Source organism: Oceanobacillus sp. NCCP-135 (assembly GCF_059698015.1).
Genome location: NZ_BAAKSZ010000015.1, coordinates 43,039 through 55,988 on the forward strand (window position 1 = coordinate 43,039; position 12,950 = coordinate 55,988).

The 12,950-nt window shown below is 38.9% G+C and carries 16 protein-coding genes; 15 read left to right on the forward strand and 1 reads right to left on the reverse strand.

From position 1 onward, the window contains the following. Window positions 1-5: 5 nt before the first annotated feature. The 4 genes from yabA (at window position 6) to rsmI (ending at window position 2,341) form a co-directional block, all read left to right on the forward strand. Entirely contained in the window at window positions 6-356 is a 351-nt protein-coding gene (yabA, locus tag AC6HVZ_RS11815) for a DNA replication initiation control protein YabA (protein ID WP_497558370.1), read from the forward strand. A gap of 105 nt (window positions 357-461) precedes the next feature. Beyond that, window positions 462-1,208 (forward strand): tRNA1(Val) (adenine(37)-N6)-methyltransferase, encoded by a 747-nt coding sequence (locus AC6HVZ_RS11820; protein WP_497558371.1) that lies wholly within the window; start codon window positions 462-464, stop codon window positions 1,206-1,208. Continuing rightward, window positions 1,195-1,488 (forward strand): GIY-YIG nuclease family protein, encoded by a 294-nt coding sequence (locus tag AC6HVZ_RS11825; RefSeq protein WP_497558372.1) that lies wholly within the window; start codon window positions 1,195-1,197, stop codon window positions 1,486-1,488. The genes AC6HVZ_RS11820 and AC6HVZ_RS11825 overlap by 14 nt, the downstream gene beginning before the upstream one ends. Next, entirely contained in the window at window positions 1,466-2,341 is an 876-nt protein-coding gene (rsmI, locus tag AC6HVZ_RS11830; RefSeq protein WP_497558373.1) for a 16S rRNA (cytidine(1402)-2'-O)-methyltransferase, read from the forward strand. The genes AC6HVZ_RS11825 and rsmI overlap by 23 nt, the downstream gene beginning before the upstream one ends. A gap of 171 nt (window positions 2,342-2,512) precedes the next feature. On the opposite strand, the gene AC6HVZ_RS11835 is transcribed toward rsmI, so the two are convergent. Continuing rightward, window positions 2,513-2,821 (reverse strand): AbrB/MazE/SpoVT family DNA-binding domain-containing protein, encoded by a 309-nt coding sequence (locus AC6HVZ_RS11835; RefSeq protein ID WP_497558374.1) that lies wholly within the window; start codon window positions 2,819-2,821, stop codon window positions 2,513-2,515. 381 nt (window positions 2,822-3,202) lie between these two features. On the opposite strand from AC6HVZ_RS11835, the gene metG reads away from it, so the two are divergent. The 11 genes from metG (at window position 3,203) to AC6HVZ_RS11890 (ending at window position 12,859) form a co-directional block, all read left to right on the forward strand. After that, the gene (gene metG, locus AC6HVZ_RS11840) at window positions 3,203-5,215 is read left to right on the forward strand and encodes a methionine--tRNA ligase (protein ID WP_497558375.1); all 2,013 of its coding nucleotides are present in this window, start codon (window positions 3,203-3,205) and stop codon (window positions 5,213-5,215) included. Window positions 5,216-5,683: 468 nt separating this feature from the next. Then, window positions 5,684-6,463, forward strand: coding sequence for a TatD family hydrolase (locus AC6HVZ_RS11845; RefSeq protein WP_497558376.1), 780 nt, complete (start codon window positions 5,684-5,686; stop codon window positions 6,461-6,463). A 258-nt stretch (window positions 6,464-6,721) separates the two neighbouring features. Beyond that, window positions 6,722-7,996 (forward strand): resuscitation-promoting factor, encoded by a 1,275-nt coding sequence (locus AC6HVZ_RS11850; RefSeq protein ID WP_497558377.1) that lies wholly within the window; start codon window positions 6,722-6,724, stop codon window positions 7,994-7,996. 162 nt (window positions 7,997-8,158) lie between these two features. Then, window positions 8,159-8,719 carry a ribonuclease M5 gene (gene rnmV / locus AC6HVZ_RS11855; protein ID WP_497558378.1) on the forward strand — a complete coding sequence of 187 codons (561 nt, stop codon included), beginning with the start codon at window positions 8,159-8,161 and terminating at the stop codon, window positions 8,717-8,719. 2 nt (window positions 8,720-8,721) lie between these two features. Continuing rightward, window positions 8,722-9,600 (forward strand): 16S rRNA (adenine(1518)-N(6)/adenine(1519)-N(6))-dimethyltransferase RsmA, encoded by an 879-nt coding sequence (gene rsmA / locus AC6HVZ_RS11860; protein ID WP_497558379.1) that lies wholly within the window; start codon window positions 8,722-8,724, stop codon window positions 9,598-9,600. Window positions 9,601-9,829: 229 nt separating this feature from the next. Further along, complete coding sequence (yabG, locus tag AC6HVZ_RS11865) at window positions 9,830-10,699, forward strand: sporulation peptidase YabG (RefSeq protein WP_497558380.1); 870 nt, start codon at window positions 9,830-9,832, stop codon at window positions 10,697-10,699. A 433-nt stretch (window positions 10,700-11,132) separates the two neighbouring features. Next, window positions 11,133-11,399 carry a biofilm formation stimulator Veg gene (veg, locus tag AC6HVZ_RS11870; protein ID WP_497558381.1) on the forward strand — a complete coding sequence of 89 codons (267 nt, stop codon included), beginning with the start codon at window positions 11,133-11,135 and terminating at the stop codon, window positions 11,397-11,399. A gap of 244 nt (window positions 11,400-11,643) precedes the next feature. Further along, complete coding sequence (locus AC6HVZ_RS11875; protein WP_497558382.1) at window positions 11,644-11,826, forward strand: small, acid-soluble spore protein, alpha/beta type; 183 nt, start codon at window positions 11,644-11,646, stop codon at window positions 11,824-11,826. A 6-nt stretch (window positions 11,827-11,832) separates the two neighbouring features. After that, window positions 11,833-12,204, forward strand: coding sequence for a hypothetical protein (locus AC6HVZ_RS11880; protein WP_497558383.1), 372 nt, complete (start codon window positions 11,833-11,835; stop codon window positions 12,202-12,204). After that, window positions 12,201-12,404, forward strand: a complete 204-nt coding sequence (locus AC6HVZ_RS11885; protein WP_497558384.1) for a hypothetical protein — start codon at window positions 12,201-12,203, stop codon at window positions 12,402-12,404. Before AC6HVZ_RS11880 ends, AC6HVZ_RS11885 begins: the two co-directional genes overlap by 4 nt. Then, window positions 12,401-12,859 (forward strand): hypothetical protein, encoded by a 459-nt coding sequence (locus AC6HVZ_RS11890; RefSeq protein WP_497558385.1) that lies wholly within the window; start codon window positions 12,401-12,403, stop codon window positions 12,857-12,859. The genes AC6HVZ_RS11885 and AC6HVZ_RS11890 overlap by 4 nt, the downstream gene beginning before the upstream one ends. Window positions 12,860-12,950: the final 91 nt, after the last annotated feature.

A 12,950-nucleotide genomic window follows, 5' to 3' on the forward strand; every position in this document is an offset into this window, starting at 1 on the left:
TAGGCGTGAATAACAGACAAATATTTGATCAGGTATCGGATATGGAAAAACAAATTGGCGAATTATATGAACAGCTTGGTGATTTAAAAGGACGATTAAGTGATGTATTGGAAGAAAACCATCGGCTCTCCATGGAAAATCACAATTTGCGAAATCACCTAGATCAACATACAGAAAAAAGTAAAGTAGAACAATCCAGTGATAATCCTTCCAAGAAAAGCTTTCCAAGTGAAGGATATGATAATTTAGCCAGGCTATATGAGGAAGGCTTCCATATTTGTAATCTGGAATTCGGCAGTCCAAGAAGAAACGCAGATTGCATGTTCTGTCTTGATTTCTTAAATAAAACAAAGTAGGTTAAGTAAGGAGCTGTCTCAGGGAATTTGAGACAGCTTCTTTATTAGCAGATGTAAAAAGCATCCAAATTTGACAAAGAGAGCCTCTAAGAAAGGGATTACGTTATGGTACAATTAATTGGTGATGAACGCTTCGACTACTTATTAGCAGATGAAAGTATGAAGATTATTCAAAGTCCATCTGCTTTTTCATTCTCATTGGATGCTGTATTACTTGCACATTTTGCCTATGTCCCTAAAAAAAGGGGAACCATTTTGGATTTGTGTACGGGTAATGGTGTCATTCCACTATTGCTAGCAAAAAGAACAAAAGCTAACATTACCGGTGTGGAAATTCAGGAGCGAATTTTCGATATGGCCAAACGAAATATAGAACTTAACCGATTAGCAGATCAACTATCGATCATTCATGGTGATTTAAAAGAAATGCAACCGATTTTAGGGCAAAGCAGTTTTGATGTAGTGACATGCAATCCACCTTATTTTAAAACACCTTCAAAGAACGAGTATAATCATAATGACTATTTAACAATTGCACGACATGAAGTTCTTTGTACATTGGAGGATGTTGTGAGAGCATGTAAGTTACATGTGCGGCCAGGTGGAAAAGTAGCGATCGTTCATCGACCGGGAAGGCTGATTGATATTATCGAGCTATTTCGGAAATACAAGCTTGAGCCAAAACGTCTTCAGTTTGTTTATCCGAAACAAGGGAAAGATGCTAATATGTTATTAGTGGAAGGAATTCGCGATGGTAAAGCAGATTTGAAGATTTTAGCTCCATTATACATTTATAATGAAGATGGAACATACACAAACGAAGCAGAGGATATAATATATGACAGATCATGAGCATATTGTTTATATGTTAAAATGCAAGGATAATTCACTTTATACAGGATATACCAATGATTTAGAATATCGGCTTAAGCTGCATAAAGAAGGAAAAGGAGCAAAATATACACGGGGACGAGGTCCGTTTCAGGTGGTATATATTGAAAAATTTCCAACCAAGGAAAAGGCGATGCAACAGGAATATAAGATCAAACAACTAAACCGTAAAGAAAAGCTTCAGCTCATTCGGGACAAGTTGAAAGAAGTGATGCAATATGAAAATACAAAAGAGCTTTGATAATCATTCCCAGGGTATTCTATATGTTGTTCCTACCCCAATTGGAAATCTTGAGGATATTACGTATCGGGCCTTAAAAACACTTAAGTCTGTAACGATTATTGCCGCAGAAGACACGAGGAATACAAAGAAGCTGCTCCATCATTTTGAAATAGCCACCCCACTAATTAGCTATCATGAGCATAGTAAGGTTTCCCGAGCGGAGCAATTACTTTTTCGAATAGGAAATGGTGAATCGATTGCGATTGTGAGTGATGCAGGAATGCCTGCAATATCCGATCCAGGGTATGAGTTGGTTCGAGCAGCAATTGAAAGAGAGTTATCTGTAGTTGTTTTACCTGGTGCAAATGCTGCTGTTTGTGCATTGGTTGGCTCAGGACTGCCAACGGATGAATTTTACTTTTATGGGTTTTTGCCTAGAAAAAGGCGTGATAAAGAAGAAGAGATCGAACGATTGATGAACATCAAGGCAAGCCTTCTTTTTTATGAATCTCCGTATCGGATCAAGGAAACATTAAAGACGATGTATGAAAAAATGGGTTCGAGGCAAATCGTGATTGCTCGGGAATTAACAAAACGCTTTGAGGAATATGTGCGTGGAACGATAGAAGAACTTATTGCCTGGACTGATGCGCAGGAATTAAAAGGAGAATTTTGCATCATTGTCGAAGGGGATTCTTCTGCTGGAAGTGATGAAGATACGTCTTTATGGTGGAGTAATTTATCTATGCTGGATCATGTGAATTATTATATAAATGAAAAGGATTTTTCTAGCAAAGAGGCAATTAAGCAGGTTGCTACTGAAAGAAAGCTGCCCAAACGAGAGGTATATCAAACATTTCATATTGATTAAAGCTGTTTTCCAATTTATTCTACTTAGACTTTATCAATGCGGTGGCAAACAATTTGCTTTCCTAAGGTCTTGTGTTAAGCCGCTCAGCTTGTACCTTGCCAGGGGGGGTGCAAGAAAAGATGAAAAAAGAGGGCCGACGTGCAAAGTGCAAGCGTCAGCCGTCTTTGTAACTTATTCTATTTCTTCTTTATGTGAAACTGTCTGTGTATCAAGGCGTGACTGAATCTCTTCCACTAATTGATTTGCACCTTCAGGGCTGAGTACTAACTTGCCATTTGCTAATGCTAAATTTTCATCGGAAGTTATACCAGTAAGCTGGCATGTCATGTTTGGATTATATTTCTTTAAAACAATTTTGTCATTATCTACGAATATCTCCATGGAATCTTTTTCATGGAGATGAAGCGTACGACGCAGTTCAATAGGGATTACTACACGCCCAAGTCTGTCAACTTTTCGCACAATACCAGTAGACTTCATCTTTCTTCCCCCTCAGAATAATAAGAACACCGCTAATAAACTACAGTATCATTCAGTTTTTAAAATAATTTAATAAAAAAATCGCCATATTTCGACATCTGTTTATTTAATAGAATAACAATCAAAGCCTTTCTTGTCAATAATATTTAGCAAAAAATAGAAATAAGTGAGAAAATTTAATGATTTCGGATGAAGATGTATGATGGAAATCTCTATTATTTTGATGTTAAAATATAAATAAAGCTATGTTTTTATGCTAATTATAAAAGATAAGTCAAATGGGAATCATGTTGTAAATAGGATTTGGCAAAATACATAATAATCGCTACAATAGAAATAGTTTTTAATTAATGAGATGAAGGCTCCTGAGGAGGTAAAACAGTGCCAAAAGATGGAAAAACATTTTATATAACAACACCAATTTATTATCCAAGCGGAAAGCTGCATATTGGAAATGCTTATTCAACAATTGCCTGTGACGTTATGGCACGTTACAAAAGAATGGTTGGTTTTGACGTTTTTTACTTAACGGGAAGTGATGAGCATGGGCAGAAAATTGAAAACAAAGCGAACGAATTACAAATTTCGCCACAGGAATATGTTGATGGCATGGCTGAGGGAATGCAAAAGCTATGGAGCATGCTGGAAATCAGCAACGATAAATTCATTCGTACAACAGAAACTACACATAAGAAAGTAGTTGCAGCTATTTTTGAACGTTTTTTGGAGCAGGGTGATATTTATCTTGATGAATATGAAGGCTGGTATTCTATTCCCGATGAAACCTTCTATACAGAAACACAATTAGTTGATGTGGAACGTGATGAAGCTGGAAATGTAATTGCTGGGAAGTCACCGGATAGCGGGCATCCGGTAGAATTGATTAAGGAAGAATCTTATTTCTTTAAAATGAGTAACTATGCGGATCGTTTGTTAAATTATTACGATACGCATCCGGAATTTATTCAACCTGAATCCCGTAAGAAGGAAATGATAAATAATTTCATCAAACCAGGGTTGGAAGATTTAGCTGTTTCCCGTACAGTCTTCTCCTGGGGGATTAAAGTACCAAGTAATCCAAAGCATGTTGTGTATGTGTGGATTGATGCTTTAGCAAATTACATAACAGCACTTGGATACGGGTCAGATGATACAACATTATTTGACAAGTATTGGCCTGCGGACGTTCATATGGTGGGTAAGGAAATTGTACGTTTTCACACCATTTATTGGCCAATCATGTTAATGGCCTTGGATTTGCCATTGCCGAAGAAGATCTTTGGACATGGCTGGTTGTTAATGAAAGATGGAAAGATGTCCAAGTCTAAAGGAAATGTTGTTTATCCAGAAATGCTGGTGGAACGCTACGGTTTAGATGCGTTGCGCTACTATTTGATGCGTGAAGTTTCATTTGGCAGTGATGGTGTCTTTACACCAGAAGATTTTATTTCGCGGATTAATTATGATTTAGCTAACGATCTAGGAAACTTGCTAAACCGTACAGTAGCCATGATAAACAAATATTTTGAAGGTAGAGTTCCAGTATATAATGGAAATGTAACAACATTTGACAAAGATTTAAAACAAACTGCTGAACATACGATTACGGAGTATCAGGAAGAAATGGAGAACATGCAATTCAGTAGTGCGCTAAGCCATATATGGACATTAATTTCACGTGCGAACAAATATATTGATGAATCAGAGCCTTGGAAGCTAGCAAAAGAAGATGCGAAAAAAGACGAATTAGCGAGTGTTATGTACCATCTGGCGGAAAGTCTACGTGTTGCAGCGGCGTTGCTTCAGCCATTTCTAACTCATGCACCGGGTAAAATTTTCACCCAGCTTGGAATCGAGGATGATGCTGCCGGTGATTGGGAAGCTGTTCAGTTTGGCGAGTTCCCGGTAAATGCAAAAGTAGTTGAAAAAGGAACTCCAATCTTTCCGCGATTGGAAAGTGAAGTGGAAGTGACCTATATTAAAGATCAAATGTCCGGTGGTTCTAAGGCGATGGAAGAGGATGCATGGGATCCAACAGAAACAGAGCTGGTTTCTGTGAAGGAAAAGCAAATTAATTATGATGTTTTTGATAAAGTTGAATTAAAAGTCGCAGAAGTTATTGATTGTAGTAAAGTGGAAGGTGCGGATAAACTATTAAGATTCCGTCTGGATGCTGGGGACGAGCGCCATCGTCAAATTCTTTCAGGAATAGCGGAGTGGTATCCAAATCTTGAAGACCTTATTGGTAGGAAAGTTGTCATTGTTGCTAACATGAAACAGCGGAAAATGCGTGGAGAAGTTAGTCAGGGTATGATTCTGTCAGCAGAATATGACGGAAAACTGCAAATCATCGAAGCACCAGCTGATGCTGCAAATGGCTCGGTTATTTCGTAAATAATAATTCAATATAATAAAATACCCTGCTGAAAAATTAAGCGGGGTATTTTAATACTGAAAACCTGTTTTCGCATAGATTGGGATTATACATTGCTCGTCCCACTGAAGTGATTTGCAGGTTCGTCTCATCGAAGTCCTAGCACGTGTCTGAAGATCCTCAGAGTGGTTATGGGGATGAAAGGCTAAAAATGTGTCGTCCAAGGACTGCGCTTGCTTGCCGATTCAAGAACTATTGTCGCAGGCGCCTTCATGACAAGCCACCTGCTAGCCCGAGGCTGTAGCCGTTTCCGCTAAAAAGCAACGGACCGCAGCGGAACATAATCAAGCGCATACGTCGCCTTCGATAGAAACGAAGTATAATAAAAGCAGCTGTAGTTTGATGGGCGAACGTAGGGGCAGTCCGGAGTTTATAAAAAGAGCCTTCTAGAATATGACAAAAAGTCTTTAACTGAAAGGATGATTAATGTGTTATTCGATACACATGTCCATTTAAATGCCGATCAATTTATGGAAGACCGTGATGAAACAATTCAACGTGCATTTAATGTAGGCGTAAATTACATGGTGGTGGTTGGCTTTGATCGTAAAACAATTCCATTGGCAATAGAAATTGCTGAACAAAATGAAACGATATATGCAGCAGTCGGGTGGCATCCCGTTGACGCGATTGATATGACAGCGGAGGATTTAACTTGGATTGAAGACTTAGCTGCCCATCCGAAAGTGGTAGCAATCGGTGAAATGGGCTTGGATTACCATTGGGATAAATCGCATAAGGATATCCAAAAAGAGGTTTTTCGTAAACAAATACGTTTAGCAAAAAAAGTTAACATGCCAATTATTATTCATAATCGTGAAGCTACTGAAGATATTATTGAAATTTTACAGGAGGAAGATGCACAAGCAGTAGGTGGGATTATGCATTGCTATAATGATTCTGCAGACTATGTGCAAGCATGCCTTGATCTGAATTTCTATATCTCACTGGGAGGTCCTGTCACCTTTAAAAATGCTAAAGAGCCAAAAGAGGTTGCTGCCCGAGTTCCTTTAGATCGTTTGTTGGTCGAAACGGATGCACCATTTCTTGCGCCACATCCAAACCGCGGAAAAAGGAATGAACCTGCATATGTAAAACTAGTAGCGGAGAAAATTGCGGAGCTAAGAGATATATCGTTCGAGGAATTAAGCCAAACTACAACAAAAAATGCATGTAGATTATTTGGGATTGGAATATCAGAAATATAAAATAGGTAATATAATGAAATGAAAAAACGATTAAAATAAGTGGTGTTTTACTAGACTGGTTCATATTCCGGTCTTATTTTTTTGGAATTTAATAGACCCAATTAAGTCAAGTATATCAACAGGTTTGGCTGTTTTTGATGTTCTGGAAACGATGAAGAATATTATTTGTAATCTATTTGTAAACGAAACGTAATCGGAATTGCTTTGACTTTACTTTTAACTGTTTATATAATCGGTTTCGTATAAGGGGGCAGGAGCATGCGAAATATTTCAAAGCTATTGCCGGCATCGAAATTGAAGCTGGTTATTTCAAGTATTGGTGTTTTAGCACTTGTCGTATTTTCAGGATTAGTACTCTTTGAATTAACGAAAGCAGAAGTAGTAATCACAGATAATGATGAAAGGCAAACAGTGACAACACACACAGATACGGTTGGAGAATTGCTAGCGGAAGTAGGAATTACCGTTGGCGAGCACGATGACCTATCACATGATTTGGATGCTCAGATCGAAAACGGTATGGAAATTCAGTATGATACAGCAAAGGAAGTTGTTGTGACAATCGATGGTGATAAACAGGTATTTCACACAACAACAGATACCATAGAGGAATTTTTGTCAGAGGAGAACTTATCATTTGCAGCGCGTGATGATATTTCCCACGATAAAACAGAAGCAATTAAGAATGGACTACATATAGAAGTTGCAACAGCATACGAAGTTACAATAAATGATGGTGGTAAAGAGAAGAAGGTTTGGACTACAGGTAGTACGGTAGGGGAACTACTGGATTCCAATCAAATTAAGTTCAATAAAAAACTGGATAAAGTTAAACCAGCCATTGATGAAGAGGTGACTGAGGATACATCCATTACAATTGTCCATGTAGAAAAAGCGACAGAAGAGGTTACAGAAAAAATAGCTTTTAATACAGAAAAGAAAAATGACAGTTCCCTTCTGAAAGGGGAGGAACAGGTTGTTACACAGGGGCAAGAAGGAACGGTTGTAAAGAAATATGAGGTAATCTTTGAAAACAAAAAAGAAGTCAGCCGTGAATTAGTAAGTGAAGAAGTTAAAGAAGATAGTAAGAATCGAGTTATTGCAATTGGTACAAAAGAACCAGTGCAGAAAAAGGAAACTAATTTGGTAACCTTATCAAGTAAGAAGTCTCAGTCAACAAATACAACTAAAAAATCTAGTTCATCTAATTCATCACAGACTTCTTCTGAGTCAAAATCGAGTAGTGAAGTATTTACAATGAGTGCAAGTGCTTTTACAGCTAGCTGCAACGGATGTTCCGGGTTTACAGCTACAGGGATCAATTTAGGAGCTAATCCAAACATGAAAGTAATTGCAGTTGATCCAAGTGTGATTCCTTTAGGATCAAAAGTATGGGTTGAAGGCTATGGGGAAGCAATTGCTGGAGATACCGGCGGACATATTAAAGGCAATCGTATCGATGTTCATGTACCTACAAAAGAAGACGCTTATAATTGGGGAAGAAGGACAGTTACTGTTAAAGTCCTGAATTAATTTGAATTCGGTGCAAATGGTCATATAGGATTAATGCTCTTACCGTGCTATTATGGTAAGAGCATTATTTTTATCTTAATAAAAGTGTAAATTTTTTTGGGAAGTAGTAAAAGCTAAGGCTAGACTTGGTGATATGCCAAGTTTACTAATGGAGGAAATAAGTTGAAAATTAAAGAAATTATTGTTGTCGAAGGACGAGATGATACAGCAAAAATCTACCAGGCTGTTGATGCAGATACAATTGAGACAAATGGTTCTGCAATCAATCAGGAGATTTTAACACAAATAAAGCATGCCAAGGAAAAGCGGGGGGTTATTATTTTTACAGATCCAGATTATCCTGGTGAGCGGATTCGACGTATCGTAGATCAGGCAGTACCTGGCTGTAAGCATGCCTTTTTAACAGAGGATCAAGCAAGAGCAAAGCATCCATATAAAAAAAGTCTCGGTATTGAGCATGCATCTGTTGAAGCAATCAGACGTGCATTGGCGGATGTGTATGAACTTGTTGCTTTAGAGGAAAGTGAGATAAACAAGGAAGATTTGGTAAGCCATGGTCTTATAGGTGGTGCTGGAGCTAGTAAGCGGCGAGAAAAGCTTGGTGAGTTATTACAAATCGGACATACTAATGGAAAACAATTATTAAAACGGCTAACGATGTTTAAGATTACGAAGGAACAATTTGAAGAAGCAGTAAGTAAACTGCAGCAGGAGGAAAATTAAGGATGCCTAAAAAGCATATCGCTACTCCAACGCGTACAAAGGAGATTTTGGCAAAATATAAATTTTCATTTAAAAAAAGCTTAGGTCAAAATTTCCTGATTGATGTAAATACTCTTGAAAATATTATTAAACATGCAGGAATTGGTAAGGGTACCGGAGCAATAGAAATTGGACCAGGGATTGGTGCATTGACGGAGCAGCTGGCAATTCATGCAAACAAGGTTATTGCCTATGAAATCGATCAACGTTTATTGCCAATTTTGCAAGATACACTTGAGGATTATTCCAACATTGAAATAATACACCGGGATATTCTGGAAGCAGATGTAGGAGAAGCTATAAATATGAATTTTCGATCTGGGCAACCAGTGCGTATTGTGGCTAATTTACCATATTATATTACTACTCCTATTTTAATGAAGTTATTACGTGAAAGGCTGCCTGTTGAAAGTATTACTGTTATGATCCAAAAAGAGGTTGCGGAGCGAATGGCAGCCAAACCAAATAGTAAGAGTTACGGTTCATTAACAATTGCAGTGCAGTACTATACACATGCAGAAGTTGTCATGAATGTACCTAAAAGTGTATTCATGCCACAGCCGAACGTTGATTCAAGTATTTTACAATTGGTTACAAGGGAAAAACCGCCAGTTCATGTTGAAAATGAAGATTATTTTTTTACTATTGTACAAGCGTGCTTTGCACAACGCAGGAAGACGCTGAGGAATAATTTAACAAGCCACTTTAAAGGGACATATGATAAAGAAACAGTAACAAAAATTCTGGATGATATTGGCATTGATGGCATAAGGCGTGGAGAATCACTGGATATGGAGGAGTTCGCACGTTTAGCAAATACTTTTTATCATGCGGCTAATTAATAAAGGAGCTATTGCCTTAGAAAAGGCAATAGCTCCTTTATTTTACGATAGTGAGTTTTAGCTGGGAAGTATCTCGACGTAGAAAAATTTTCAATGTCTCAAGGTATAAGGAGATAGTTGCTAAAGAACGAGTGAATCTGAATTTCTCTAAAGGTCAGATGGAACAGATAGGCATCCACCCTCATAGTCTATAGGAGGAATGCTCGAATGAAGGCTGTGAGGTGAATGTATGAGCTTTTCAAAAGGAGAATTAGTTACTCGGAAATCATATCGGCATGATGTGTTATTTCGAGTTGCATCGATAAAAAATGATATCGTTAATTTATTTGGTGAGGATATTCGTTTGGAGGCAGATGCTCCCACCACTGATCTTGTTTGTGTGCAAGCTAGGGAGTTAGAAAAGATTCGCCAAAAGGGAAAGGAACAAGAGGATTTCTCCTATCGTTTATTCAGACAGGATTATCAGTTAATGAAAGAAAAAAGAGTGTATCAATCAACCGATGGATATCATCATACATCTCAGTTTTTTCAATTACCTGCAAAAGTACTTCATCTTGATGGAGACCAAACCTATTTACAAAAGTGTATTCAGTTATACCAGCGAGTTGGTTTGCAGGTTCATGGTATTCACTTACATGAAAAAGACATGCCACTTGAGATCGGCTACTTAATGGAAAAAATCCAACCAGATATTATTGTAATTACAGGGCATGATGCTTATTTAAAAAATAAAGGTGTCAAAAGTGATCTTCGTTCATATAGGCATTCCAAGTATTTTGCTGAAACGGTTCGGGAAGCCAGAAACATAAATCCGCATCTGGATCAGCTAGTTATATTTGCAGGGGCATGTCAATCTCATTTTGAATCACTTATACGTGCTGGAGCTAATTTTGCAAGCTCACCACACAGAATTAATATCCATGCACTTGATCCTGTTTATATTGCAGCAAAGATTGCGTATACATCTTTCATGGATAAAGTAAGTGTTTGGGATGCACTGCGAAATACATTGTCTGGTGAAAAAGGAATGGGTGGGGTGGAAACGAGGGGTTTATTGCGCACTGGTATGCCATATCTGGAGGAGGACTTTAGTGAATAAATAGCATTGTATCTCTTTTATTTGCGGGAGGCAGGATTTATTATTTTATGTTTTGTGAGAGGCGTTCTCTATGATGGTTTGCATCTTATTTGGCTTCGTTTTGTCGTAGAGAAGCACTCTCTTCCCCCGTAAAGACTAAATTCAGCTTCGTTAGGTAGTAGAGAGTCGTTTACTCCGCCTGTTTGGACTACTTTTAAGCTCGTTTGGTTTTAGTCTTAGAGCGTGGTTCAATTGGTGAGACGAACAGTACACAATCTTAATTTTTGAAGAAATAAAGAACAAACAATACATATTTTGTTAACATTTACAAATAATAAATTTGCATAAGTAAAAATTACTGTTGACATGAAAAACAGTATCCTGTTATAATATTAAGTTTCATTTGACTATTGAACAAGCCTGTGGTATCATAAATACAGTGAGGTGGAGTGTAGTGGCTAAAACATTAATCGAAATTAAGCAAGGTCTTGAAGGTCACGTTGGAAAACGGTTGAAATTAAAAGCCAATGGTGGAAGAAGGAAAACGATTATACGATCCGGAGTATTAGCAGAAACGTATCCTTCTGTTTTTATAGTTGAGCTGGATCAAGACGAAAATGCATTCGAACGTGTTTCATACAGCTATGCAGACGTATTAACAGAAACTGTAGAATTAAATTTTGCAGATGAAAGAACAGTGGCAGCAATTCTTGAGCAGTAGACAATTAAAAGTCTATTGCTTTTATTTTTAGCAAAATAGTTATGGAATTCTACTTTTCGTCGATTTCTTCCAATTCCATCTTCTAATCTCTGATATCTGGCATCTGGACAGACGAGGCGTGTGCCGAGTTTTTTCAGATGCCTGAAATATCCTTTTTTACATATAAATAACTGTTTTTTTATCTTATTTATCGTACAGACTAAGAATGTCGTAAGAACTGATAACAGAAAGGGGTTGTTCTTTCATGGGTAGACGTCGTGGGATCATGTCAGACCATTTGAAAGAAGAGATAGCCAAAGAGTTAGGATTTTACGACACTGTACAACAAGAAGGCTGGGGCGGCATCAAAGCAAGAGATGCCGGGAATATGGTGAAGCGAGCAATCGAAATGGCCGAGCAGAACATGAACCAAAAAGACAAACTCTAGATGGGTTTGTCTTTTTGGTTTTTAGGGTGTTTGTGGAACTATATCGCCAGGAGCGCGGGGATATCACCCGGAGCGAGAAAATATCGCCCGGAGCGAGAGGATATCGCCCGGAGAATGAAAATATCGTCCGGATCGAGAGGATATCCCCCGGAGAATGAAAATATCGCCCGGAGAATGAAAATATCGTCCGGAGCGAGAGGATATCCCCCGGAGAATGAAAATATCGCCCGGAGAATGAAAATATCGTCCGGATCGAGAGGATATCCCCCGGAGAACGAAAATATCCCCCGGAGAATGAAAATATCGTCCGGATCGAGAGGATATCGCCCGGGGAACGAATATATCGCCCGGATCGAGAGGATATCGCCCGGAGAATGAAAATATCGTCCGGATCGAGAGGATATCGCCCGGAGAATGAAAATATCGTCCGGATCGAGAGGATATCGCCCGGAGAACGAAAATATCGCCCGGAGCGGGAAAATATCGCCCGGAGAATGAAAATATCGTCCGGATCGAGAGGATATCGCCCGGAGAATGAAAATATCGTCCGGATCGAGAGGATATCGCCCGGAGAATGAAAATATCGCCCGGATCGAGAGGATATCGCCCGGAGAACGAAAATATCGTCCGGAGCGGGAGGATATCGCCCGGATCGAGAGGATATCGCCCGGAGAATGAAAATATCGTCCGGATCGAGAGGATATCGCCCGGAGAACGAAAATATCGCCCGGAGCGGGAGGATATCGCCCGGAGAACGAAAATATCGTCCGGAGCGGGAGGATATCGCCCGGAGAACGAAAATATCGTCCGGATCGAGAGGATATCGCCCGGAGAACGAAAATATCGTCCGGATCGAGAGGATATCGCCCGGAGAACGAAAATATCGCCCGGATCGAGGGGATATCGCCCGGAGAATGAAAATATCGTCCGGATCGGGAAAATATCCCCCGGATCGAGAGGATATCGTCAACAGCTCCGTGTGATTTGTCCAGCTCTAAACTGCCGTCATAAGCAATGGATACTTCATACATAAAAACCCATGCGTCTTCGATCCCTTGCCTCCGCTTCTTAGCAGTCGCCATCATCTTTCGATATATGTTACAATTTGTTTATCTTTTTAAGTT